Source organism: Pseudomonas sp. WPR_5_2, from assembly GCF_003634475.1.
GTDB classification, from domain to species: Bacteria; Pseudomonadota; Gammaproteobacteria; order Pseudomonadales; family Pseudomonadaceae; genus Aquipseudomonas; species Aquipseudomonas izuensis.
Window position 1 is genome coordinate 387,189 of the sequence record NZ_RBLA01000001.1, and the last position, 25,650, is coordinate 412,838.

At 56.4% G+C, this 25,650-nt stretch carries 22 protein-coding genes; 7 read left to right on the plus strand and 15 right to left on the minus strand.

Annotated elements, in window-relative coordinates:
- Positions 1 to 111 precede the first annotated feature (111 nt).
- From BJ917_RS01800 to BJ917_RS01830, 7 genes are all read right to left on the minus strand, one after another.
- Entirely contained in the window at positions 112 to 1,380 is a 1,269-nt protein-coding gene (locus BJ917_RS01800) for a cystathionine gamma-synthase family protein (protein WP_121101393.1), read from the minus strand.
- Between the two features lie 214 nt (positions 1,381 to 1,594).
- Complete coding sequence (locus BJ917_RS01805; protein ID WP_121101396.1) at positions 1,595 to 2,242, minus strand: dTMP kinase; 648 nt, start codon at positions 2,240 to 2,242, stop codon at positions 1,595 to 1,597.
- 220 nt (positions 2,243 to 2,462) lie between these two features.
- Positions 2,463 to 2,678 (minus strand): hypothetical protein, encoded by a 216-nt coding sequence (locus tag BJ917_RS01810; RefSeq protein ID WP_121101399.1) that lies wholly within the window; start codon positions 2,676 to 2,678, stop codon positions 2,463 to 2,465.
- 137 nt (positions 2,679 to 2,815) lie between these two features.
- Positions 2,816 to 4,201: an APC family permease gene (locus tag BJ917_RS01815; protein WP_121101402.1), complete on the minus strand. Its 1,386-nt coding sequence runs from the start codon at positions 4,199 to 4,201 to the stop codon at positions 2,816 to 2,818.
- 266 nt (positions 4,202 to 4,467) lie between these two features.
- On the minus strand, positions 4,468 to 5,850 hold the full coding sequence (locus BJ917_RS01820; RefSeq protein WP_096511517.1) for an aspartate aminotransferase family protein: 1,383 nt from the start codon (positions 5,848 to 5,850) through the stop codon (positions 4,468 to 4,470).
- A gap of 1 nt (position 5,851) precedes the next feature.
- Entirely contained in the window at positions 5,852 to 6,700 is an 849-nt protein-coding gene (locus BJ917_RS01825) for a response regulator transcription factor (RefSeq protein ID WP_096515391.1), read from the minus strand.
- 209 nt (positions 6,701 to 6,909) lie between these two features.
- Positions 6,910 to 8,412: an aldehyde dehydrogenase gene (locus tag BJ917_RS01830; protein ID WP_372237658.1), complete on the minus strand. Its 1,503-nt coding sequence runs from the start codon at positions 8,410 to 8,412 to the stop codon at positions 6,910 to 6,912.
- A gap of 298 nt (positions 8,413 to 8,710) precedes the next feature.
- Here BJ917_RS01830 and BJ917_RS32155 point away from each other — a divergent pair, with 298 nt between their 5' ends.
- The 3 genes from BJ917_RS32155 to BJ917_RS01840 all read left to right on the plus strand — a co-directional run bounded on the left by BJ917_RS32155 (position 8,711) and on the right by BJ917_RS01840 (position 12,489).
- Entirely contained in the window at positions 8,711 to 8,842 is a 132-nt protein-coding gene (locus BJ917_RS32155; RefSeq protein WP_256658487.1) for a helix-turn-helix transcriptional regulator, read from the plus strand.
- 431 nt (positions 8,843 to 9,273) lie between these two features.
- A complete protein-coding gene (acnB, locus tag BJ917_RS01835; RefSeq protein ID WP_121101405.1) occupies positions 9,274 to 11,874 on the plus strand; it encodes a bifunctional aconitate hydratase 2/2-methylisocitrate dehydratase in 2,601 nt (866 codons plus the stop codon).
- Between the two features lie 258 nt (positions 11,875 to 12,132).
- A complete protein-coding gene (locus BJ917_RS01840) occupies positions 12,133 to 12,489 on the plus strand; it encodes a hypothetical protein (RefSeq protein WP_256658488.1) in 357 nt (118 codons plus the stop codon).
- A 152-nt stretch (positions 12,490 to 12,641) separates the two neighbouring features.
- On the opposite strand, the gene BJ917_RS01845 is transcribed toward BJ917_RS01840, so the two are convergent.
- Positions 12,642 to 14,501 carry an ABC transporter ATP-binding protein gene (locus BJ917_RS01845; protein ID WP_121101408.1) on the minus strand — a complete coding sequence of 620 codons (1,860 nt, stop codon included), beginning with the start codon at positions 14,499 to 14,501 and terminating at the stop codon, positions 12,642 to 12,644.
- A gap of 188 nt (positions 14,502 to 14,689) precedes the next feature.
- Between BJ917_RS01845 and BJ917_RS01850 the strand changes: the two genes are divergently transcribed.
- From BJ917_RS01850 to BJ917_RS01860, 3 genes are all read left to right on the plus strand, one after another.
- Positions 14,690 to 15,556, plus strand: coding sequence for a patatin-like phospholipase family protein (locus tag BJ917_RS01850; protein ID WP_096511511.1), 867 nt, complete (start codon positions 14,690 to 14,692; stop codon positions 15,554 to 15,556).
- A gap of 127 nt (positions 15,557 to 15,683) precedes the next feature.
- Positions 15,684 to 16,055: a hypothetical protein gene (locus BJ917_RS01855; RefSeq protein ID WP_121101411.1), complete on the plus strand. Its 372-nt coding sequence runs from the start codon at positions 15,684 to 15,686 to the stop codon at positions 16,053 to 16,055.
- Positions 16,056 to 16,057: 2 nt separating this feature from the next.
- Positions 16,058 to 16,237, plus strand: coding sequence for a DUF1289 domain-containing protein (locus BJ917_RS01860; protein ID WP_096511483.1), 180 nt, complete (start codon positions 16,058 to 16,060; stop codon positions 16,235 to 16,237).
- A gap of 20 nt (positions 16,238 to 16,257) precedes the next feature.
- Here BJ917_RS01860 and BJ917_RS01865 read toward each other — a convergent pair whose 3' ends face one another.
- Together BJ917_RS01865 and BJ917_RS01870 are read right to left on the minus strand one after the other, a co-directional pair.
- Positions 16,258 to 17,547: an FAD-binding oxidoreductase gene (locus tag BJ917_RS01865; protein ID WP_096511481.1), complete on the minus strand. Its 1,290-nt coding sequence runs from the start codon at positions 17,545 to 17,547 to the stop codon at positions 16,258 to 16,260.
- A gap of 87 nt (positions 17,548 to 17,634) precedes the next feature.
- Positions 17,635 to 18,474 (minus strand): alpha/beta fold hydrolase, encoded by an 840-nt coding sequence (locus BJ917_RS01870; protein WP_121101414.1) that lies wholly within the window; start codon positions 18,472 to 18,474, stop codon positions 17,635 to 17,637.
- Positions 18,475 to 18,581: 107 nt separating this feature from the next.
- Here BJ917_RS01870 and BJ917_RS01875 point away from each other — a divergent pair, with 107 nt between their 5' ends.
- Positions 18,582 to 19,202, plus strand: coding sequence for a GntR family transcriptional regulator (locus BJ917_RS01875; protein ID WP_246218899.1), 621 nt, complete (start codon positions 18,582 to 18,584; stop codon positions 19,200 to 19,202).
- A gap of 3 nt (positions 19,203 to 19,205) precedes the next feature.
- Here BJ917_RS01875 and BJ917_RS01880 read toward each other — a convergent pair whose 3' ends face one another.
- The 5 genes from BJ917_RS01880 to BJ917_RS01900 all read right to left on the minus strand — a co-directional run bounded on the left by BJ917_RS01880 (position 19,206) and on the right by BJ917_RS01900 (position 25,467).
- On the minus strand, positions 19,206 to 20,759 hold the full coding sequence (locus BJ917_RS01880) for an ABC transporter substrate-binding protein (protein ID WP_121101420.1): 1,554 nt from the start codon (positions 20,757 to 20,759) through the stop codon (positions 19,206 to 19,208).
- Between the two features lie 67 nt (positions 20,760 to 20,826).
- Positions 20,827 to 22,458 carry an ABC transporter ATP-binding protein gene (locus tag BJ917_RS01885; RefSeq protein WP_121101423.1) on the minus strand — a complete coding sequence of 544 codons (1,632 nt, stop codon included), beginning with the start codon at positions 22,456 to 22,458 and terminating at the stop codon, positions 20,827 to 20,829.
- A complete protein-coding gene (locus BJ917_RS01890; RefSeq protein ID WP_096511470.1) occupies positions 22,458 to 23,330 on the minus strand; it encodes an ABC transporter permease in 873 nt (290 codons plus the stop codon). The genes BJ917_RS01885 and BJ917_RS01890 overlap by 1 nt, the downstream gene beginning before the upstream one ends.
- Positions 23,327 to 24,268, minus strand: a complete 942-nt coding sequence (locus tag BJ917_RS01895; RefSeq protein WP_096511468.1) for an ABC transporter permease — start codon at positions 24,266 to 24,268, stop codon at positions 23,327 to 23,329. The genes BJ917_RS01890 and BJ917_RS01895 overlap by 4 nt, the downstream gene beginning before the upstream one ends.
- Positions 24,269 to 24,333: 65 nt before the next feature.
- On the minus strand, positions 24,334 to 25,467 hold the full coding sequence (locus BJ917_RS01900; protein WP_121101426.1) for a C45 family peptidase: 1,134 nt from the start codon (positions 25,465 to 25,467) through the stop codon (positions 24,334 to 24,336).
- Positions 25,468 to 25,650: the final 183 nt, after the last annotated feature.

Genomic DNA, 25,650 nt, shown 5'->3' on the forward strand with positions numbered 1-25,650 from the left:
CAAGCGTTTTCGTAACTGGCTTTAGGGCAGTACAATTTTGTTGTCGCTAAATTTTATTATTTTCATTCTTCATGAATGGCTTGAGCTGAATATCGAAAGCCCCATCGGTATTTAAACGCTGACCTCACTGAAACGCTGTGAACTGTCAGTGAGAGGACTTGCATCACTTTGTCTGCTTCGGACAAGAGTGAAGGCTTGTTCTAGGTCAGCCAATAAATCTGCTGGATCTTCAATACCGACGGACACTCGAACCAAACCTTCGGAGATTCCAAGTGCCTGACGCTCTTCCAAGGTATTTTCCACGTGACTGGTCGTTCTAGCAGGCCCATAGATGGTCTCGACAGCACCCAAATTACCCGCCCGATGCGCATACTTGAGCAGCGGCAGCAAGCGAGTCACTGTGTCCATGCCTCCTCTGAGCACGAAGCTGACAATGGCTCCAAATCCGTTCATTTGCGAACGAGCGATGTCATGACCTGGATGTTGAGGCAACCCCGGATAGTTCACCGACTCGACCAGAGACTCGGTACAGAGGTACTCGGCCAAAAGCTTCGCACTCGCCTGTTGCTGGCGAAGACGCAGAGCCAGAGTCTTGATGCCTCGGATGATTAGATACGCCGAGAAAGGATCCAGGGAGGCACCATTGATTTCCCGGTAATGGCGAACTTTAGACATCAAATGCTCGGCGCCGCAAACCAGGCCGCCGAGTACATCCCCATGACCGGACAGGAATTTGGTCGCGCTGTGCACAACCACATCAACGCCTAACGCCAGCGGATTCTGATTCAGAGGCGTTGCGAATGTATTGTCCGCAACAACCAAAGCACCCACTCGCTTCGCCGCTGCCACAAGGCGCCGAATATCAACGATTTTCAGTGTTGGGTTCGTGGGTGTTTCCAGGTACAGGACGCTGCAGCTTTTCGCGATCTCTTGCTCGATAGACTCTGTGTCGTGGGTCTCGCAAAGCGTGACCTCGACTCCCATGCGCGGAAGAAACTCGTCAAAGATCTTGTTTGTGCCACCGTAACTATCCCGGGTAGAAACCACACGCTGCCCATAGGATAGGAAGGTGTGTAGTACACCGCTGATTGCGGCCATTCCAGTACTGAAAGCTACAGCAGATTCTGCGTTTTCGAGCTCACAAAGTTTCTCTTCCAAGACAGAGACGGTGGGATTGCTCATCCGGCTGTAAATGAAGCCGGGTTCCCTTCCCAATGCTACGTCATACCACTTATCGATATCGTCATAGCCATAGGCGGCACTGACCACAATGGGTGTCTGGGTCGCATTGTAGGGGTGTTGAATTTGCTCTCCTCCCCATACGACTCGAGTCCCCATCCCTACCTCTGAAGCTTGGATGGCGCGTTTCTTATTTTCCATAAAGTTCTCGCATCAAGGGAAACACAACCGTGTTTCAAGTGGGCATGGGAGGGACTATATGGAAGGCTCATGCTTTTGAAAAATCATGATATATGGGAGTAAGGGGTGCTTTTTTTAATGGCTGGATGCGGCTTACCGAGCGTCTAACCATTACTAGCAGAGACGTCGTCATCAACATTCAGCTGCGAGACATGACGAACTTGGGGGTTCCGCACTAAAGCACCCTGGGTGAAACGGCGCCTTGCATATGACTAGAGAGGACTCCATAGATCTCGGAAATCACCTGCATCGTTGCGTCTTCGATCGCTCCTTCATTACGGCATAAAACCCAGCCGTTATCTGCAATCGCTCCCTCGAACGCCTTGGTACAAGCGACATGTTCTTCCAGCTTATGGATCACAGTACTGCTCAGCCCACGGCGTCGTGCCGCTGCCCTCGCCCATGAAATATCAGGGGCGGTAACAACCCCGACATGCAGGTCTGGCACTCGCACGTTTCGATTAATGTTCAACTGGAGAATCTCTGCAAACGGGACTATCCGGCGAAATGCGGCTTCAGACGGGTACCAGCGATCGATCAGGATGATGCTGCCTGGTGGCTGTTTAGCCAGGACATGCTGGGAAATCCAGGTACGGCTATCAGCAAAGCGCTCACAAACCTCCAACTCCAAATCCCGGGAGGGATTTCTGACGAGTTTGTTAACGAGCGTCATTGTTTCGCCCCTATAGGGATCGCTTTTACTCTCGCAAAGTCGGATCACCTTTTTGTTGTCTGCCCTCAATACTTTAGTAACGGCCTCCAACAGTGTGGTTTTTCCGCCACCCTTGGGCCCATCTAGAGAAACAAACAGCGGACGATTCATTTTTCACATAACGATTAATATTCGGTTTTTTTGCCCGGTTCGTTCGCTGGGACCGCTTGTGGCGACTACGCGAATCGTGTGGGGGGCTTAGGAACAGACAATGATGAAGACTCTAACCTGGTTTCTGGCTAAAGGGTCTCGAAATCAGGGTAACAGGCGCTTATGAACATCGGGGCCTCAGTGGCCCGAAGGAGCAGCTAAGAAACGCCTCCGAGACCGTTCACGCGAGCTTTATGGCGCCGCCTTGGATTTCGTCACGCGCCATTCGCAAATCATAGGCGTCCTGGTTGAGCCTGTGAATCATGTTGAGCAACCGTTGACGAAGCACCTCGTCCTGGAGCTGTTCTGCTGCGCGCATCACATCGAGTGCTGCGGTCTCGTTGTTAGTGGCGACTGAGTCGAGCAGTTTGCGAATGCTTCTTGATTGCCGATTCATCTCCACCTCCCCTGGATTTCAGTGACGCGAATCATATGGCTGGAATGTTTCGTCCGTGTTTCAGCTGCAAGAATTGATGTTGATTCACAGGCTGAAGCTGATGAGAGGCTGAAGCAGCACCTCTCACCACTCAAATATCATTCGGCCATTTGCAACTCTGGCAATTTTACCCTGAACATTCTGGTCAGGCAGATCAGGCATATGATCCCAACAGCCATCCAGCTCAAGCCGATCAAAAATGACATGTGTGACAGGCTTGTCCAAAGCCATAGGGTGGAGAGAAATCCTAGCGCTGGAATAAATCCGTAGAGCAGATAGTTTTTAGTGCCTACTTTGTTTTCATCGATCAAATAGTGCTTTATCACTGCCAGGTTCACCGCAGAAAACGCAAATAAGGCGCCGAAGCTAATCATGTTTGCAACGGCATCCAGTGTGATGAACAACGCAATCAGCGATAGAGCGCTGACAACAATGATCGCCGCCGCTGGAACTCGCTTTTTGGTATGCAGGACGCCAAAGACTCGAGGTAGCGCTCCATCTCTGCCCATGGCGAAAAGCACCCGGGAAACGCTGGCTTGAGAAACCATCGCAGAGGCAAAACAGCCCGCGACATAGGTAGCAGTAAACGCGGTCACCAGCATTTCACCACCGGCGCGGCGCATGACATCGACAGAGGCTGAGTCTGCATCTGCAAAAGTCTTCCACTCAGGGAAAATCAGATGCGCACAATACGACACAACCAGGAACAAAACGCCGCCTATCAATGTTACGGCCATAATAGCTACCGGGATGCGGAAGCGAGGGTTTCGAGTTTCTTCAGCCATCGTTGATACAGCGTCAAAGCCAAGAAACGAAAGACATAGAACAGCCGCACCAGAAAAAACAAGCGGCAAACTAAATTCAGAGTTGTGGAACGGAAGCATCAAAGATACCTCGCTCGCCTGGCCACTAAGCTTACTTACGGAAAGCGCTACGAAAACAACGATGAACACCAACTGCGCAACAACAAGAACGAGATTTACGCGATTAACAGATTCTATTCCGACAAGATTTAGCCCGGTGACCAGCACAATAGAGCCCAAAGCCCACACCGCAGCAGGGACCGCTGGAAAATACTCTGACATGTATATCCCAATGAGCAGGTAACTTAACAAAGGGAGAAAAATATAATCGAGTAATAGAGTCCAGCCTGCAATGAACCCAAAATGAGCGCCAAATGCCTTCCGAGTGTAAGTGTAAACCGAACCTGAGTACGGGTGAGCTTGAACCATTCTGCCGTAACTGTAGGCGGTCAACAGCATAGCGACTAACGTGAACAAATACGCGGTGGGCATGTTGCCCTTGGTCATTTGCGTGACAAGCCCATAGGTTGTAAATACAGCAAGGGGAACCATGTATGCCAATCCGAAAAGTACCAGTGCGGGTATGCCCAAGGACTTTCTGAATGTTGCGGAAGAGCCGGAGTATTCTGTTTTCTCGCCAGCATGGCCAGAAGAGTCGGGTACGCTTATTTTTGTAGTCATTGCGAACTCCTTAATCATGAGAGTACTTTATTGCCTGTTTTTCAGGCTGAAAGGAAACGCGTCGCCGAATATCTCCGGCAACTGAAAAAATCAAGATTCACTCAAAAGGCGGTTTCAACCTTCAGAATAAAATTCTATCTCTGCCCTCCCCGCTGGCAGCGCGCACGTAACCGATGCAGTCACGAACGACTCCAGCGAAAGGCAAATGTTTTGGGGGGGAGAGAGCGTCGACGAAAAGTTTGTCGACGCTCCGGGCCTTGGAATGTTTAAAGCCGGCCGATGAGCTTCGCGGTGCGGTCTACAGCCTTGCGAGTTTTATCAACCAACTCGTCAATTTCCGTGTGCCCTGCTACCAGCGCCGGGGCCATAATCATGCGGCCAAGTGTCGAGCGGATAATAACGCCCTCTTCGAACCCGAAAGTACGGCACTGCCAGGCAAGATCATTCTCATTTTCAAAGCGTTTGCGAGTGTTTTTATCATCAACGAACTGCAGCGCAGCAACCAGACCGGTTCCTTGAATATCACCAATCAGAGGATGGTCACCAAAGGCTTCACGCAGGCACTTTTGCAAATAGGGCCCTGAATCATTCTTCACCCGAGTGACAATGCCTTCATCACGCAACGCCTTCAGGTTCGCCACCGCGACCGCGGCTGCAACGGGGTGACCGGAGTAGGTCAGGCCGTGTGCGAACACTCCGCCCTGCTCTACCAACGCTTCTGCGATGCGTTTCGACAGTACAAGCCCACCCATGGGTACATAACCACTGGTCAGGCCTTTGGCGATCGACAGCGTATCGGGTTCAAATCCGAAGTACTCGTGAGCGAACCATTCACCGGTACGCCCGAACCCGCCGATCACTTCGTCCGCGCAAAGCAGGACGTCGTATTGACGGCAGATCCGCTGGATTTCCGGCCAGTAGCTTTCAGGCGGGAAGATCATGCCGCCGGCACCCTGGAACGGCTCTGCGATGAACCCTGCGACATTCTCGGCGCCCAGTTCCAGAATTTTTTCTTCAAGTTGAAGCGCGCATTTACGACCGAATTCAGCCGGTGTAAGGTCGCCGCCCTGTGCATACCAGTACGGCTCATCAATGTGCGCGATGTCCGGGATCATGCCACCCATTTCATGCATGAACTTCATACCGCCGAGCGCAGTGGCCGCCAGTGTCGAGCCGTGGTAACCGTTCCAGCGACCGATCATGATTTTCTTCTCAGGCTTGCCGACAACTTGCCAGTAGCGGCGCACGGTGCGGATCAACACCTCGTTTGCTTCTGAACCTGAGTTTGTATAAATCGCGTGGCTGTAGTGCTTGGGCAGCAGGCTGAACAGCAGTTCCGACAGTTCGATAACGGCCGGGTGCGTGGTATGGAAAAACATATTGTAGTAAGCCAATTGGTTCATCTGCGCACTGGCTGCCGCAGTGAGGTCGGTACGACCGTAACCCAACTGGGTGCACCATAGACCCGACATACCATCAAGATAGCGATTACCATCATTGTCCCAGAGGTAGAGGCCCTCACCTCGCACCATCACTCGTGGCCCTTCCACATTCAACGCTTTTTGATCAAGGAAAGCGTGAATGTGGTGTGCCGCGTCCGAGGCCTGGTAATCTTCAGTCGCCCGACCTGGCTTGAATGGTAAATTCATTTCAATCACCTTCTTGTTTTTGGATTGATGGCGGGGACGGATTGTTGTCTGCGCCCCTATAGTTTTCTAACGGATCCTTGAAAAAAACATCCTGAGCTTGCGCGAGAGAATGGATAAACAAGGAAAATAATTCCGATTGCGAGGCAATGTTCAGCTTGCTATACGCATGTTTACGATGAGTTTTAACGGTATCCTCAGATATGGCTAAACGCTCAGCAAGGGAGCGGGTTGAATGCCCTTTCAATATCAGTTGCGCAATTTTGCATTCACGCTGAGACAGAACCGAGCTACCGAAATTGTTTAACGCAGTATGTATTTTTCGGGCGAATTGATTTTCAAACATACCATTAAGCGTATCGGCGCCTAACCCTTCCCAATGTCTACTGAGTACCGCCAGCACCCATGGACTTATCATCTTGAATTGCTGCAGTTGTTGCTCGTTTAATTTGCTGGCACTGGCCAGGGATACCGCAATTGTATAGCCAGGCGAAATCTGAAGAATGTAATTAAGCTCATCCTCAATATGGGCATGCTGATAAAAGGCCACATAGTACTCACTTCGCTCAAAATGGTCGGGAGCGACATCCGCCAAGTGATAACAACCTGAACCGACACTCTCGACAGAAACACTGTAAAACGGATCAAGCAAATAAAAGCCCGAGAGATATTGTTTTACGTTTCCTTCCGGTAACCACGGCCCCTCGTCGTCGCGTTCAAACAAGGCCTTGGGCAGACCGTCGTGCGGATAGAGGTAAACTGTCGTAGCCTGGAGTGGCGCAAGTACGCTAAAGGCTCTAACTAGCGTACTCACAAACTCAGGTCGACCCACAGCGAGAACCACTTTTGCCATCTGTTGATACCACTGCACTGATGCAAGTTGTTCACTGTCCACCACACGCCACCTGTGCTTGTAGGCGCCTCGGGATTCCTTTCCTGAGGCGTCCAAATGTATCGCTTGCTTGCTTGTTGTGATTATCCCACGAGCAATACGTAACCGATATCACCCTATAGTGGGAATTAGCGCGCCCTGACAGCCGATTATTATCAGCCCTCTCAGAATCAACGTAGCTGGAACCAGGTCGTTTTCAGCTGGGTATATTTGTCAAAAGAATGAAGAGACAAGTCCCGCCCAAAACCCGACTGCTTACCGCCGCCGAAAGGCACGCTGACGTCAAGCGCATCCACTGTGTTTACTGAAACAGTGCCCACGTTAAGCGCTCGAGCTACACGGTGAGCTCGATTGAGATCATCACTCCAGACAGACGCGGCCAGTCCATAGAGGCTGTCGTTAGCCATCGAAAGTGCCTGCTCCTCAGTGTCAAATGCCGTGACAGCCAATACTGGCCCGAAGACCTCGTCTCTACTCAGCGCCATGTCTTGCTGAACATCCGCAAAAATGGTGGGCTCGATGAAGTTGTTTGAGCCATTGAAGGTCAGGCGATTGCCCCCGCACACAAGCCGGGCTCCTTGCGACGAAGCCTGCTCGATTGCAGACGAGATTCGATCCGCTTGCTGGGTGTCTACGATCGCCCCTGCACGACTTGCCGGGTTCAGAGGATCGCCCGGCATCCATTGGCTTGCCTTGGCGATCAAGCGTTCCATGAACTCGTCTCGAATCGAGCGTTGTACGTAGAGACGGGAGTTGGCGGAACAGACCTCACCCTGATTGAAGAAGATGCCGAAGGCAGCCTTTTCAGCGGCCAGGTCAAGGTCTTGGCAATCCTCAAATACCAGGCTTGGGCTTTTTCCGCCGCACTCCAGCCACACCTGCTTGAGGTTCGACTGTGCGGAATACTGCATGAAATATTTGCCCACCTGAGTGGAGCCGGTGAACACAAGGCAATCCACATCAGGGTGCAGGCCCAATGCCCGGCCAGCGACCTCCCCCAAGCCAGGAACCACATTGAAGACGCCGTCAGGAATGCCCGCTTCCTGAGCCAACTCGGCCAACCTCAAAGCGGTAGCCGGAGATTGCTCGGCAGGCTTGAGAACCACGCTGTTCCCTGCAGCCAACGCGGGCGCCAGTTTCCAGGCAGCCATATCCAAAGGGAAGTTCCAAGGGACGACCGCGGCGACCACGCCGAGTGCTTCCCTGGTCACGGTTGCCAATGCGGATCGCGCGGTTGGCGCGACTTGGTCATAGATCTTGTCCACTGCCTCGCCGTACCAGGCGAATACGTTTGCCGCGCCAGGCACGTCAATGTTGTACGCGTCCATCACCGGCTTGCCCATGTTGAGTGATTCAAGCAGCGCGAGCTCCTCGCGATGGGCCAGCAGCAACTCGGCCAGGCGCAGCAGGACTTTCTTGCGTTCAGCCGGAGCCATACGAACCCATGGCCCTTGGTTGAAAGAACGCCGCGCTGCCCTTACTGCCAGGTCAACCTCGACATCGCCGCAGGCAGCTATATTCGCAAGAAGTTTATTAGTCGCGGGGTTTATGGAATTGAAATTTGCCCCGGATTGAGCTGCGACCCAGCGACCGTCAATCCAGGCCTTATCGGCAAAATTCTGTTTGGCAGCCCGCTGCTGCCAGTAGCTAAAGTCGTGCACGCTCTGCTCCATGATTTGTTATGAGTCAAGATCATGATGTTGCGGCACTCGGCGATTTAGGAAAACGAGCAAAAATATGGCTTATCAAAACAAAAAAACTAATCAGATATCTACCAGCTCGACCGCGTCCATATACGACAATGAATGTTGAATTCACATATATAAGCGGTTCTACGCAGCCAAAACTTTAGCCAGAAGAAAAAATAACCTTTTCAAACTCTACCGGTGACAGCTGATTGTTGAAACTATGACGTCGTGTGATGTGACGCAGTTTGAGCAGCAACACAAAAGACCCGGTCCGTCAGGACTTATGCTTCCTGATTACTGGTTTCTCTCCCAGCTCACCTTGAAATCACACCTGCGCAAGATCAATACCAAACTCGGTGCCGGTGGCCGTACCGAAGCGGTCGCAATCGCCCGGACACTCGGGTTGCTGGACTGAGAATCGATCCCTGTAGGAGCAAAGCTTGCTCGCGATGGCGGCGTATCAGGCGGTCCATGATTGACTGACCTGGCGCCATCGCGAGCAAGCTTTGCTCCTACACCGATCCAGACGTCTATCTCGCCATTATCAATACCTTCTCGAGGGGAGCTCGTCAGGTGCTCCTCCGAATTCCAATGAACAAAAAACAACGATGTGTCGACAATCCTGTTGCATTTGCCGATTTATCCTTTTAGATTTCGCCTCGAAACAACAATGTGTCAACAATAAAAGATTCTTACAGGTTTGCAGGAGCAGGTTCTTTTCGGTGATACCACGGGTGGTCACCCTCGGAAACCGAAACCCTGCTCCTGCTTTTTCCTGGTAACGAACTGTCCCGCTACCCCAATTCGCGTGCCTATTACCCAGCGCACTACCCGCAGGAGATCGCCGTGCTCCAAGCCTATGCCCAACACGTCCACGAGCGCGCCGAGGAAGGCCTGCCGCCCCTCGCGCTGAACGCCGAACAAACCGCAGGCCTGGTCGAGCTGCTGAAAAATCCCCCGGCTGGCGAAGAAGCACTTCTCGTCGACCTGATTACCCATCGCGTTCCGCCAGGTGTGGACGAAGCGGCCTATGTCAAGGCCGGCTTCCTGTCTGCTATCGCCAAAGGCGAAGCCAAATCCTCCTTGATCGACAAGCAGCGCGCTGTAGAGCTGTTGGGCACCATGCAAGGCGGCTATAACATCGCCACCCTGGTTGAGCTGCTGGACGACGCCGAACTGGCCGCCGTTGCCGCCGAACAACTCAAACACACCCTGCTGATGTTCGATGCCTTCCACGACGTGGCTGAAAAAGCCAGGAACGGCAACGCTCACGCCAAAGGCGTACTGCAATCCTGGGCTGACGGCGAGTGGTTCACCGCCCGCCCGGCTATCGAAGAAAAGTACAGCCTGAGCGTGTTCAAGGTGCCAGGCGAAACCAACACCGACGACCTGTCCCCTGCCCCGGACGCCTGGTCGCGCCCGGACATCCCGCTGCACGCCCTGGCCATGCTGAAAATGGCCCGTGACGGCATCCTGCCTGAGCAACCTGGCGCCATTGGCCCGCTCAAGCAGATCGAAAAAGTCAAAGCCCAAGGCTTCCCGGTGGCCTACGTTGGCGACGTGGTCGGTACCGGTTCGTCGCGTAAATCGGCGACCAACTCGGTGCTGTGGTTCTTCGGCGACGACATCCCGTACGTACCGAACAAACGCGCCGGCGGTTTCTGTTTCGGCAACAAGATTGCCCCGATCTTCTACAACACCATGGAAGACGCCGGCGCACTGCCCATCGAGTTCGACGTCTCGAACCTGCACATGGGCGACGTGATCGACGTCTATCCGCACGCCGGCAAAGTCTGCAAGCACGGCACCGACGAAGTCCTGACCACCTTCGAAATGAAGACCCCGGTCCTGCTGGACGAAGTGCGTGCTGGCGGCCGTATTCCGCTGATCATCGGCCGTGGCCTGACCGAGAAGGCCCGTGCCGAACTGGGTCTGGCGCCTTCGGACCTGTTCAAGAAGCCTGAAGCACCGGCTCAAAGCACCAAGGGTTTCACCTTGGCGCAGAAAATGGTCGGCAAGGCTTGCGGCGTGACCGGCGTTCGTCCGGGCACCTACTGCGAACCGAAGATGACCACCGTCGGCTCCCAGGACACCACCGGGCCGATGACCCGTGACGAACTCAAGGATCTGGCGTGCCTGGGATTCTCTGCCGAATTGGTGATGCAGTCCTTCTGCCACACCGCGGCCTATCCGAAACCGGTGGATGTAAAAACCCATCACACCCTGCCGGACTTCATGCGCAACCGCGGCGGCGTTTCGTTGAAGGTTGGCGACGGCATCATCCACTCGTGGCTCAACCGCATGCTGCTGCCGGACACCGTCGGTACCGGTGGTGACTCCCACACCCGTTTTCCGATCGGTATCTCGTTCCCGGCCGGTTCCGGCCTGGTTGCGTTCGCCGCCGCCACCGGTGTCATGCCGCTGGACATGCCGGAATCGGTGCTGGTGCGCTTCAAGGGTAAGCTGCAACCGGGTATCACCCTGCGCGACCTGGTGCATGCCATCCCTTACTACGCGATCCAGCAAGGCCTGCTGACCGTCGAAAAGAAAGGCAAGATCAACGCCTTCTCCGGGCGCATCCTGGAAATCGAAGGCCTGGACGACCTGACCGTCGAACAAGCCTTCGAACTGTCCGACGCCTCGGCCGAACGCTCCGCAGCGGGCTGCACCATCAAGCTTCCGGAAAAGGCCATTGCCGAATACTTGCGCTCGAACATCACCCTGCTGCGCTGGATGATCAGCGAAGGCTACGGCGATGCCCGCACCCTGGAACGTCGCGCTCAAGCGATGGAAGCCTGGCTGGCCAACCCTGAACTGCTGGAAGCGGACAAAGACGCCGAATACGCCGAGATCATCGAGATCGACCTGGCCGAGATCAAGGAACCTGTGCTCTGCGCGCCAAACGACCCGGACGACGCGCGCCTGCTGTCGACCGTTCAAGGCCAGAGCATCGACGAAGTGTTCATCGGTTCGTGCATGACCAACATCGGTCATTTCCGCGCCGCCGGCAAGTTGCTGGATCAGGTCAAGGGTGAGCTGCCAACCCGTCTGTGGCTGGCCCCGCCAACCAAGATGGACGCTCACCAGCTGACCGAAGAAGGCTACTACGGCATCTACGACAAGGCCGGTGCGCGCATGGAAATGCCAGGCTGCTCGCTGTGCATGGGTAACCAGGCACGTGTGCAGACCGGTTCGACCGTGGTCTCGACCTCGACCCGTAACTTCCCGAACCGTCTGGGCGACGCCACTAACGTCTACCTGGCCTCGGCCGAGCTGGCATCCGTGGCCTCCATCCTGGGTCGCCTGCCGACCGTCGAGGAGTACATGGAATACGCTGGCAAGATCGACAGCATGGCGGCCGATGTCTACCGCTACCTGTCTTTCGACCAGATCGCCGAGTTCCGTGAAGCGGCGGCGAACGCCAACATCCCGGTGGTTCAAGCGTAAGGCGTAAAACGCAGAGCGCCGACACCAAAGTCGGCGCTCTGCCCTTGCTTTTTACTCGTTTGAAAATGAAACAAACAGTTCAAAAAAATGGATTTTTTGGGCTTGCACCCCCTCACAAACAATCGATTTTTTGAACAAAAATTCTTTGATATGCCTCAGCGCGCAGGCGGTCCTACCTCTATCACGAGATCAACAATCTCCGGCGGCCTACCTCACCCGAGGCTCGGCATGGTTGTTCGATTGAATTCGGAGGTGACCATGTACTCCCAGCACACCACTACCCACCTCATGGCTTGCCGCCGTTTGGCGATGGAGCAGAATGAAAAACTGTTCGAAGCCGCGAATACCCTCAATCGATCAGCCATCGACTTGCTGGATCGACCCGATCTCGACAGCGAAATGTTCCTTCACTACTTACAACTTCGAGGGAAGGCAGAAGCCCTGTTTCGTGAAGCACTGGATCATCTCTCCTTGATCAATGAGCAGTTCCCTATCCCCCAGAAACGCTCCCCGGTTTGGAGCAGATCGCATTCACCTCATCAACCGTCCAGGGGCGATCTGATTGGGCTGCGTCCGGCGAGGCGACTATGGCACCTGCTTCCCTGCCCGGGATGAGGCCGGAAGACTATTGACCGCCCATTGCATTCTCTTATGGGCCGGAAGGGGCCTCTCACACCGTAAGTCACCGATAAGCGGCGCGATCGCTTGGCTGGATGTCAGCTTCTCTATGGTGAGTGCCACTGCCCCCTCCTGCACACCCTTCACGCTCACACCTGATCCATAGCCTCGACCACGCCCTGGTCCTCACCCAGGAACCCGCCGCTTTGATGCTGCCACAGCCGCGCATAGATGCCGTTCTTCGCGAGCAATTCAGAGTGCGTACCCTGTTCGATGATGCGTCCGTCATCCATGACGATGAGCCGGTCCATCGCCGCAATCGTGGACAAACGATGGGCGATGGCGATCACCGTCTTGCCCTGCATCATTTCATCGAGGCTTTCCTGAATGGCCACTTCGACTTCCGAATCCAGCGCGCTGGTGGCCTCGTCAAGCAGCAGGATCGGGGCGTTCTTGAGCATCACCCGGGCAATCGCGACGCGTTGGCGCTGGCCGCCCGACAGCTTGATACCGCGCTCGCCCACCAGGGTGTCGTAGCCGGTGTGGCCTTGCCGGTCGCTCAGTTGGCTGATGAACTCATCGGCCTGGGCATTGGCCGCGGCGCTGCGGATTTGCGCGTCGGTCGCATCGGGACGGCCGTAGGCGATGTTGTCGCGAATGGAGCGGTGCAGCAGGGAGGTATCCTGCGTGACCATGCCGATGGCGCCGCGCAGGCTGTCTTGCGTCACGTGTGCGATGTTTTGGCCGTCGATGCGAATCTCCCCGCTGTCGACGTCATAAAAGCGCAGCAGCAAGTTGATCAGCGTGGATTTGCCGGCGCCGGAGCGGCCAACCAGGCCGATTTTTTCGCCCGGACGAATGCTCAGGCTCAGGCCATCGAGCACCTGGCGTTCGCCATTGTAGTTGAAGCGCACCTTATCGAAGGTTACGGCGCCGCCGGAGGTCACCAGGACGCCCGCGTCCGGCGCATCCTGCACCTTTGGGCCGCGGGTAAGCGTTGCCATGCCATCCTGCACGGTGCCGATGCTCTCGAACAGCGAGGTCATTTGCCACATGATCCAGTGCGACATGCCATTGATACGCAGCGCCATGGCGGTGATGGCCGCCACGGCACCTGCGCCGACCTCACCCTGGTGCCATAGCCACAGGGCATAGCCCCCTGCTGCCATGATCAACGCCACCACCAACGCCTGGTTCACGATCTCGAACTGGCTGACCAGGCGCATCTGGCGAAAGCCGGTTTGCTTGAAGTCCTCCATCGCCGCACGCGCGAAGTGCGCTTCACGATTGGAGTGGGAGAACAGTTTCACCGTCGTGATGTTGGTGTAGGCGTCCGAGATACGTCCGGTCATCATCGACCGCGCATTGGCCTGTTCCTGCCCGACTTTCCCCAGGCGGGGCACGAAGTACCACATGGCCAGCCCGAACAACACAACCCAGGCAACGAAAGGCAGCATCAGTTTCAAGGCGAAGCCGCCGGCCAGTGCGATGATCGCAATGAAATACACCCCGATACCGGGTGCGATCTCGATCAGGGTGAATAGCAGGTCGCGCACCGCTAGCGCCGTCTGCATCACCTTGGTAGTGACCCGGCCGGAAAATTCATCGGAAAAAAACGAAAGGCTTTGCCGCAGCATCAGGCGATGGAAATCCCAGCGCAGACGCAACGGCAAGTTAATCGCCAATATCTGGTGCTGCACCATGGTGCGCAACGCCACCAGACCGACGCTGGTCACCATGATGATGCCCATCCCCCACAACACGCGACTTTCCTGGGCGGCCGCTTCACCGCCCGCCTGCCAGGTCGAGAGCAGGTCCACGACCTGGCCGAGGAAGGAAAACAGCCAGGCTTCGTAAATCGACACACTGGCACTGAGCAGCGCAAAAGCAAGAATGTAACCGCGAGCGCCCCGCGTACAGGCCCACAGGAATCGAGCCAGGCCGTTGGGTGGCGGTGGTCCCTCGTCGGGAGGAAAGGGGTCGAGTCTTCGTTCAAACGCACGAAGCATGGTGTTCTCCAAAACGATCAAATTGAGGCGATTCTGCCATTGAACGATGCTTTGAGGGGTTTGAAAAATTGAGGTGTGGCGCCAGGAACCATCAGAAACGCCTGGCATGAATGCACAAGAGCCCTGGTAAATGACGTTAATCCGTCAACTACACTGATGCGACGCATGGCTGCACAGAGACTTCGAGCATGGTGACCAAAACTGCAATCGTATTCGCAGGCGGCGGCAGTTTGGGTGCTGTCCAGGTGGGCATGTTGCGGGCCCTGGTCGAGGCCAATGTGCGGTTCGATATGGTGGTTGGCGCTTCGGTAGGCGCTATCAACGGAGCCTACTTTGCCGCGAGGCCCGATGCCGATGGCGTCGAGGCGCTCGCCGGATTCTGGCGTGGGCTGAGTAAAACTGACATCTTCCCCCTGTCCTGGCTTGATACCTGTAGAGGACTGATCAAACGGCGTGGCTTTCTGTTGCAGCCGGCGGCCTTGAACCGATTGCTGGGTCGGGCACTGCCCATTCATCGCATCGAGGATGCGGTGCTGCCCCTGTACATCGTCACCACCGACCTGCTCAGTGGTGCCGAGACCGTTCTGTCCAGTGGTGAACTCGGCCAGGCGCTTCTGGCCAGCGCAGCCATCCCGTTGGTATTCCCCAGCGTACAAATTGCCGATCAGTTCCTGATTGACGGTGGTGTGGCAAGCAATACACCCATTTCAACGGCCGTTGCCCTGGGCGCCACCAACGTCGTGGTCGTCCCCACTGGAATGAGTTGTGCCCTATCACAACCGCCCCGCGGCCTGATCGCCCTGGCCCTGCATACCGTCAACCTGATGAGCATGCGCCAACTGGTGAGCGACATCGAACACTTCCGCACGCTCACTAGCCTGCATATCGTCCCGCCCTTGTGCCCGGTGGATGTCTCGGTGTTCAACTTTGACCAGACCGAATCTTTGCTGCAGCGTGCCTATGAGCAGACCCTCCGGTGGCTGGCCCGTGGGGGGCTTGAACGCACCAAGGTACCGGGGGCCCTGACGATCCATTCACATGCCCATGAGCATTGAGTGTCCGCAGCCACGCAAACACACGAGCATGGGTGATTTCCGGGAAAAATCGCTCATTGACGTCTTTTGCTGCTTTCTCCCTGCAGACAGTGCAAAGTACCTCCCTTTTTTTCCAAAGGAGCCGGCCATGCCTCTGGGCAAACGTGAACTCGCGCGGATCGAGCGCCGTTTAGTGACAACACTCACCGATGCCTGCGAGTCGGCAAAAGGCGAAATCAAAGGCTTTGCCTGGCTCACCCACACCGCTGACTTGAGCGCCCTGGCGCAAACGCTGAAAGTGACTTGGGTATTCGAAACGTTGACCGATAAACAGCTCGCCCAGTCCAGTGCGAAAGCGCGAATTTTCGAGCTGACGGCTATCGCGCTGATCGAGGCAAACATCGATGTGAAGCCTTCGGATCTCACTGTCCGATTCGACTCTGAAGAGGAGTGCCAGCGCACCCATGGTGGCGATTGGCAAAGGCGTCTTGCGCAATCACGCGTGACCAAGGGTTTTTGAAGATGGCCAAAGAAATCGAAAATCCATGCATTTCGGTTTGCCAGTTGAGCGGCGATCTGTGCGTGAGCTGCGGACGCAGCAAAGAAGACATCAGGAAGTGGAAACGCATGAAGCGGCCCGAAAAAATGGCCGCTGTGCAAAGGGCGAATGTGCGTTTGAAAGGCCTGAAGAAAGCACACTGACCAATGCGCTCTCGTTGCCCTTACTTGTTAAGGCGCAGCGCGTCGAAAGCATCTCGCGCCTGGCAGGCGGTATAGGTCATTTGCGCGGCGACCAGACCGGCCAGGCCAAAAGTGCGGGTCAACCCGAACTGGCGGAAACCGTCGGGAATCGGAATCGACTTGGCGATAGCGTCAGCCAGAACCTCGCCCGCCACGGTCGTGGGCGCCATGCCATGACCACCAAAACCAACGGCGTGCCAGACGCCGGCTTCATCCTGGCCGATCTGGGCCATTTGATGCCGGCCATAACTCATCAACCCGCCCCAGGAATATTGGATGTCTACACCGTCGAGCTGGGGAAAAACGTTTAAAAGATCTGCCTTGAGCAGGCTGGCGATCGCCTCCGGGCTGCGATTGAGCACCGAAATCCGCCCTCCCCATAGAATCCTGCTGTCGCGCAGCGGGCGGTAGTAATCAAACGCGAACCGCGTGTCGTAGATGGCGGATTCACAATCGATCGCTTCTTTGAGGCGAGCCCCGAGAGGTTCGGTTGCAACCACATAAGTGGCAATGGGCAACACGGCACGTTCGACAGGACGATAGACGCCGCGCGCGTATCCGCCACAGGAAAAGATGACATGCTCGGCATGCACTTCCCCGCCCTCGGTTTTCACCACATATTTATTTCCACGCTTCTCGATGACCAGGGCCGATGATTGCTCGTGGATACGCACACCCAATCCCGCCACAGTGCGAGCAATGCCGTACACGTACTTGAGCGGATGAAAGTGGAAAGCGTTGCGCTCCAGCAGGCCGCCGAAATAACGCTCAGTCTTGAGTCGCTCTTTCAGCTGGCCTGGCGGCATGTATGCCCAATCTACCCCGTAGACCTCGCGCATAAGTTTTTGCGGTGCTTCAAGTCTTGACGGGTCGTTGAACCAGTTGGCGAGAATCACCCCCTTGTCAACCAGGTCACAATCGATCCCGTACTGTTTGACCCGATGACGGATTAACTCAACGGCATCCAGCGTCAGCCGGTAAAGGCGTTGCGCCTCTTGAGCGCCAAGGGTGGCGAGAAGGTCAGCGTTTCCCAGGCTGTAGCCGCCGAACACGAAGCCGCCATTACGACCCGAGGCACCATGACCGATACGATGGGACTCCAGAACAACAACGTCATTGATGCCACGCTCGGCCAACCCGAGTGCGGTCGACAGGCCCGCCAGGCCGCCGCCGAGAATACACACTTGAGCATCCACACGACCCGATTGGGCAGGATAGGTTGTGATGTCGGCCGTGGTTTCATAATAGGTTTGCTGGTAATCCGTGGTCATGAGCTTATCCTTCGCGAAACCAATAGTCGCTTGTCTGAGAATCCAGACAAAACGCCGTCGAGATCGTCGCCTCGACGGCGTTTTGATTCAATCGCCCAGTTGCAATAAAAAGTCCTGGACATAGGGCACAACCGATAGTCCGGCGTGGGCGGTGTTGGGCACAATGTCTTGCTGAACACGTATGTCATAGGCCTCAAGGTTACGCGCCAGTGTGGTATTGCGCTCCACCCGGGTGCGGCCGGCGTCGTTGATGCCTTCCTTGTATTGCACTGAACCGGGCTCGTAGTGAATCTCCCAGGTTTCCAGGTCGGCGGCCCCCACTAACAGTTGAACATCGACTTCACGCAGCGCATCGAGATTCAGGCGTTTACCGAAAATCGCCTCGATGCCTCCGGTACCCACCCACCAATCGCGCCCCTCATCGATCAAGGTCACCGACCCTGGTGCACCGATAGACACGGAGCGTAGACGTTCGGGGTGCAGGTAGTAAAATCGGTTGGCAAAGTGGCCACCACCCGAATAACCAAACAATGAAAACCGCTGGAACGACGTGTTGAGTGCCTCGGATACTTCATCCACCATGGCCAGCAGGACTTCGTCATACCGGATGTCCCCTTCCTTGAGGTATTTGAAACCATGCGGGTTGCCATCGCCCAGTGGACCTACCGGAAACAGCGGCGCGAGAATGATGTAGCGGTTGAAGCGGCCGAACTCGGCAAATGCGTCCCGATACTCGACCATCGTGCGCCCGGTACCATGGACCGCGACCAGCAAACGATGGCCTTCAGGCGATTGATCAAAGGTTTGCGGAACATAAAGACAATAGGCAAAACGCGGATCCTTGCGGCACGAAAAAATGGTCGTGCTACCTCGGTAGTACATCTGGCGACGCCGCGCTTCGGGGGTGTCTTGAGGGTTGCTCAACATTGTGAAACCTCGTTGATAATTGTGCCATTATTGGTAGATACAGCGGGCCAGGGTCATGCACGGTTGCGACTCGAACACCCACTTTCCAGGTTTTGTGGAAGTCACCCTTGAACAAAAAAACGACTGATCGCAGCCAATTGGTGCTGCTGATTTCAAATGACATCAATGCCGGTATTCTTCCGACCGGCAGCTGGCTCAAGCAGATCGATCTCGAACACCGCTACGGCTGTACCCGACTGGACATCCGTCGTGCGCTGGACCAGTTGGTCCTCAAAAACATGGTCGAACACATCCCCAATCGGGGTTATTACGTCCACACGCCTGACTTGACCCAGGTGTCGGATACCCGCGAAGTTCGCATCGCACTCGAATGTGCAGCGGTCGATCAAATGGTCGTCACCGAAGAACGTCTGCAGGCGCTGGACGTCATCGCGCAACGCTTCAGCCGCCTGGTCAACGAAGGCACGATGCAAGAGTGCTACAGCGCCAATCTCGAATTTCATCGCGGGATCTATGACATGTGCACCAACCGGGTCATGATCGAGTTCATTGAAGAAATTCGCAGCCGTCCCCCATCGTCTCCCGGTGGCACCTGGCGTACGCATCTGCGCGCCGAGCAGTCGAGCCGCGAACATTTCCAGATCCTTGAGCTCCTGCGTAACGGTGACCGCGAACAACTCAAGCGACTGATCGCGGCGCACATCCGTCAAACCCCACTGGAGCCCTGAGTTTCAAGGCTTGATGCTGACGCCCCACAGACGTGGCTTCTGCCCGATCCAGGCGTCGTAGCCTTCTACGTTCTGATTCAGTGCAACGATGTCCAGGCCGTTGTACATGACGATCATCGGCACTTGATCGATGAAGCGCTCATGCAGTTGATCGAAGATTGACTGGCGCTTGGCGACGTCACCTTCCTTCTGTGCCTGGGCCAGCAGCTCCATCGCCACAGGGTCTTCCCAGACCTTGCGCGACTCCTTGTCCTTGTTACCCGTCACCTGCTCAAAACTCAGCGCCGGATCGAAGCGTGCAGAATAGGTAAAGGACATCGCTTGATAACGTCCGGCCTGGTAACGCTCAAGCTGGGTCCCCCACTCCATGACCTCGACCTGCGCGTTGATACCGACCGCTTGCAGCATCGCCTGGGCAATGATTGCCAGGTCATAACTGGGCACCATCGAACGCTTGTTGGCGACGATCGTCAGGGGCTGACCGCGATAGCCCGCCTCCTGGAGCAGTCGCGTTGCCTTCTGCGGGTCGTAGGTGAAGCCGCGTTGTTCGCTCGGGCCGTAATAGTTGGAGGCCACGCTGATGATCGAGTTATTGGGCACACCGAAGCCATTGCTCGTCGTCGCGACCAGTTGCTTGACATCGATGGCGGCGGCAATGGCCTGACGGATTCGCTTGTCCTTGAGCAACGGATCCCGGGTTTGGAACATCAGCACGTTCATGGTCGCGCTGGGATCTGTCGAAACCTTGAGCGATGCGTGGGTCTTGATTTCGGGCAGGTCGGTTTCGGTGACTTCAGCCAGGTCCAGGTCGCCCGAAAAGAGCGCCGCCTTGACTGTTGCCTGATCGGGAATAATCACAAACCGTACTTCATGGGTCAGCGCATTCTTGCCGCCGGTATAGCCGTCGCGCGGGCCGGGCAAGGATTGATAATCAGCGAATTTGCTCAGCGTGACGTACTGCCCACGCTTCCACTCGCTCAACTGATAAGGACCCGTGCCGATCGGTGCCAGGAACTCACCCTGGGCATTGACCGAGGCTTTGTTCAGTACCGCGGTGCCGCCGCAGTCGGTCCGCGCCAGCGTGGCGAGGAACATGCCGCTGGGCTTTTCCAGTTCCATCACCACGGTATGGTCATCCGGTGCCGTTACCCTGGTCACCTTGGTCAAGCCGCTGCCATCAAACTCCGGAAGGCAACGCCACTGTGTCTTGGGGTCCATGTCCCGGTTCCAGCTCCAGAGCACGTCGGCGGCGGTCATTAGCTCACCGTTATGGAACTTCACACCCTGGCGTAAGGTGAATGTGTAGGTCAGGCCATCCGCAGAAACATCGATCTTCTGTGCCAGCAATGGTTTGACTTCGCCCTTCTCCCCATAGGCCACCAACCCTTCGGTCATGTGCAGCACCACCGCATCGGAACGGTCGTCACGATTGACCCCCGGGTCCAGGCTGCGAATATCGGAGTTCATCGCCAGACGCAGGGTTTGCGCCTGGGCGATACCGCAACCGACCATGGTCATCATGCTCAGCGTCAAAGCGTTTACTAAAAAGCGATTCATAAGCGAGTCCTTGATAGAGCTGCAACGGGTTGATACCGCCACCGGTGTGGCGGCTTTAAAAAATCCTTCACACCGCAGCACTGCTGCGTAATTGATAACGCCCATCGGCCAGCCGCACCAACGGATTGGCGGCAGCCAGCAGTCGATGAGTGAAGGCGTGTTGCGGGTGGTCGAACACTTGGGCGGTGGTGCCAATCTCGACCACTCGACCTTGCTGCATGACCGCCACGCGATGGGCAATTCGCTCCACCGCTGCCAGGTCATGGGAGATGAACAGACAGGCAAAGCCGTACTGCTTTTGCAGCCGCTCGAACAACGCCAGGATTTGCTTTTGAATGGTCATGTCGAGGGCGGAAATCGGTTCGTCGGCGATGACCAGCTTGGGGTGACGAATCAGCGCCCGGCCAATCGCCACCCGTTGCCGTTGACCACCGGAAAGCTGATGGGGGAAGCGGTCGGCGAAGAGCGGGTCCAGCCCGACATCCTGCAAAATGGTGCGCACCCGTTCGGCCCGCTGTTCGCGACTGAGGCCCGGTACATGGCGCAGCGGTTCAGCGAGGATTTCCGAAATTCGGGCACGCGGATCGAGGGACGATACCGGGTCCTGAAAGATCATCTGGCATTGCAATCGATGCTCGCGGTTGGCGCTCTTGAGGATGTCGACGCCATCGAAAAAGATCTCGCCGGCAATCGGATTGACCAACCCGACAACCGAACGGCCAAGGGTGGTTTTACCCGAACCGCTGCCACCGACCAGCGCCAGGGTTTCACCCGCGGCGATCTGCAGACTGACCCCATCCACCGCACGTTTGGCTTTACCGCGCCACAGGAACCCCTGGCGCCCCGGGTGTTCGATGGTGATGTTACGCATGTCGACCAAAGGCGCGGCCAACGATGCGCTGTCCAGGTTGCCTCGTGTAGGCAGGGCTTCGAGCAGTTGCCGGGTATATTCAGCCTTGGGGCCCAGCAGGATCTGTTCGGTCGGGCCGCTTTCGATCGCCTTGCCGCTGCGCATCACCACGACTTTATGGGCATGGCGCACCACCAGCGATAAGTCATGACTGATGAACAGGATCGCGGTGCCCTCCTCCCTCGTCAGTTCGAGCATCAGTTCGATGACGTCAGCCTGGGCCAGGGTGTCGAGGGCCGTGGTTGGCTCGTCGGCGATCAACAGCGCCGGGCGCAACAACATGACCGAAGCCAGCATGATGCGCTGTCGCATGCCACCGGAGAACTCGTGAGGAAAAGCGTTCAAACAACGTTGCGGATCATCCATGCCGATCCGGCGCAGCATCTCCAACGAACGGGCAAGAATGGTTTTTTCATCCAGGTCGGTGTGCAGGCGCAACCCTTCCGCCATCTGTTGGCCGATGGTCAATGTCGGGTTGAGCGAGACCATCGGCTCCTGAAACACCATCCCGATCTTCGCGCCGCGGACATCACGCAACTGATCGTAAGGCAAGGTGCACAGGTCGGTATCGGCAAACTCGATACGACCGGATGCGACGCGCATCGGCGGCGGCAACAGCCCGATGACAGCACGTGCCGCCATGGTCTTTCCGCTGCCGGACTCACCCACCAGCGCCACGATCTCGCCGGGTGCCATGTCGAAGCTGAGGTGGTCAACCGCAAGCGAACCCTCGGTTCCCACTTGAATGCAAAGATTACTGACGCGAAGCAAAGGCTTGACGGTATCCATTAGCGACTCATCCGAGGGTCAAGGCGATCACGCAGGGCGTCACCGAAAAGATTGATGCCGATCAGGGCAATGGAAATCATCAGGCCAGGGAAGAAACCCAACCAGGGTGCCGTGACCAGATGCGGCCGGCTGGAGGCCAGCATGTTTCCCCAGGTGGCGGCAGGCGGAGGAACGCCCAACCCGAGAAAGCTCAAGGCGCTCTCCGACAGAATCGCCCAGCCAAACATGCTGGTGGCGAGGACAATCAACGGTGCCACGCAGTTCGGCGCGATATGCCGCCACATGGTGTACAGCTCACCATTGCCAATGACCCTGGAGGCTTCGATGAACTCTCGTTCACGCAAGGACAACACCGTGCTGCGCACCACCCGAACCACGGTGGGGATGTAGGCCAGGCCCAGCGCCAGCACGATGCCGTACTGACTGGCGCCCACAATGGCGAGCAACCCCAGGGCCAGCAACATCCCGGGGAATGCCAGCAACGCATCGTTCACCATCATCAACAGGCGGTCCGTCCAGCCACGCAGGTAACCGGCGAGCAGACCGAACAGTGTGCCGATGCTGATGGCCAGGATCACCGTCAGCAGGCTGATCCACAGGCTGGTGCGGGCACCGATGATGATGCGGCTGAAGACATCGCGGCCGAACTCATCAGTGCCCAGAAGGTGTGGCCAGGACGGCGCCATGAATCGGTTGGCCAGGTCCAGGCGCAGCGGGTCATACGGCGTCCAGACGATACCGGCCACCGCGAGCAGCACCAGCACCCCCAGCAGGCTGCCACCGATCAGCGCGTTGAACGCGAGCGGACGCTTGTGCCCCGTAGCCTTCGATACAGCGCCTGGCGGTGCGGCAATTTCGCTTAATGTCTTCATGCTTTCACCCGAGGATCGAACAGCGGATACATCAAATCTACGAGCAGGTTGACCAACACGTAGACGAACGTAATGAGCAACAGGCAGCCCTGCAGTACGGGGTAATCACGGGCATAAATGGAGTCGACCATCAGGCGCCCGATGCCGGGAATGGTGAACACCGTCTCGATGACAGCGATCCCGCCCAGCAAGTTGCCGAGGATCAGGCCGATCAGTGTCCAGGTGGGTGCAAAGGCATTGCGCAATGTATGGCGCCAAAGCACCGCGCGCTCCGACAACCCCTTGGCCCGTGCATGCGCGATGTAGTCCAGGCGCAGGACTTCGATCGAGCTGGCCCTCTGCATCCGGATAATCACGCCGCTTTCATGCAACACCAGCGTTGCCACGGGCAAGATGATGTAGGCCAGCGCTTTGCCAAAATCCGCCGAAAACGGTACATACCCCACCACCGGCAACCAGCCCAGTTCCAGGCCAAACACATACAGCAGCAACAGGCCCATCCAGAAACCGGGGATCGACAGTAGCAACGTCGCGGTCGTCACCAGTCCCAAATCAACCAGCGTGTCCTGTTTCCACGCCGCCAGCATGCCGAGAGGCACAGCAATCACCGCCGCCAGCGCGACCGCCGTCAAAACGATGGTCACACTGACGCTGAAGCGCTCAAGTACCAGCGGCAAAACGGCCTCATGACTGGTGATCGAAAAGCCCAGATCACCCTGGAACACTGCCTTGAGCCAGATCAGGTACTGCGCGATCACCGGTTGATCCAGCCCGAGGGACTGCCGCATCTTGACCAGACTGGCGGGGTCAGCCATGTCGCCCAGCATCAGGAGCGCCGGGTCACCGGGTATCAACCGGATCATTGCGAAGACTGCAATGGATATCAGCAATAACGTCGGGACCGCCATGGCCAGACGCTGAATGATCAAACGAAACATGTGGGCTCCTCGATGTTGATACGGCCCTCAATCGAGCAGGGCTCAGGCTGGCAACCGATCAATGTTTACCAGGTGGCATACCGTGCGTAATCGGATTCCATCTCGAGACGGTACTGCCCGAATGTACGGTTGATTGCCGGCAAGGAGGCAATTTCCATGAAGCCACTGGCCGGCCGCATCAATATCATCGCCACGGTAGCGGACAGATTGTCCTCGCCACTCGAGCTCGGACGGGGTGGCCGGCAGACGGCAAATGGCTTGCCGAAATCATCGAAGAACGCGCTTTTGAGGTGTTCCAGCGTCAAGCTGCCATGAAATGACTTGAGCAGTTTCTCGACACGGATATCGCGATAAAAGCTTTCGGGTGCACCACCGATGCCGGTGTTCTTCAATTTGATCTGCGCCACTGCGCTGCGCCAATGGTTGGCGTGCACCAGTAGATCGTCGACTTCGAACAGCGGAAACACTTCATCAGGTGCGCATTCGTAGTTGATGGCAAACCCGGCGGCATGACTGAGCATCATGTTGTTCGAACCGGATTTTGGTGTCACCGCCACCGCTTTCATCGATAGGGCGAAATGGTTGGCGTCCAGCGCCTTGCGGCGGATAAGCGGCAATGGCACGCCAAGCACTTGATAGTCGCGATCCGATTCCAGGTTGTTACCCGTGATCGCCGTGCCGATGGAGTTCATGCCTGCGCGGGCCAGCCCACCGGCTTCGGTGAATGTCAGCACATCCGGGCCGTCATCACGACGGATGTGCAGGACCACGCCCGTCTCCGCACACTCCATGCGCCAGTCCCAGTTCTGGCCGTGCAGGACTTCATTGTTCGCGGTGGCGCCTGGAAGGACGATGGCGCCGGTGCAGCCATCCAGTTCCGGTTTGTCCTGCATCGAGCGCCGCCCCAGATGAATGATCTCGGTACGGGCATTGATCATCACAATGGCCTCGAAGTCGTGACCGGAGCCTTCGGCGATGCCCCGCATCTCTTCCAGGTACTGTGGCTCGAACGCTTCGATATTGGGAATGAATTGATTGACCAATCGCTTGATACCGGCCCAGTCATAACCCATGTCCAGCAGTTGCTGACCGTAGATTTCAATGCTGCGAGCAATGATTTGTGGGCAGGCTTTGCCGTATTGCACGCCTCGGGCAAATGGCCCGCCACTCAGTTCGATACACGGGAAATGCTGACTCATGCCCTGCCCTCAAATAGGTTGAGCAAGACACAGAGCAAGGATCAGACCAATTTCACAAAAACCCAATCAATATTGGCGCCAATTTGGATTCCAATAAAGTGTTCGCTCAAAAACGCACCGTTTTCGGCCAGGAAACTGGGTAGTAAATTCACAAACGTGTAAAAACGTGGCACTCCTGATTGA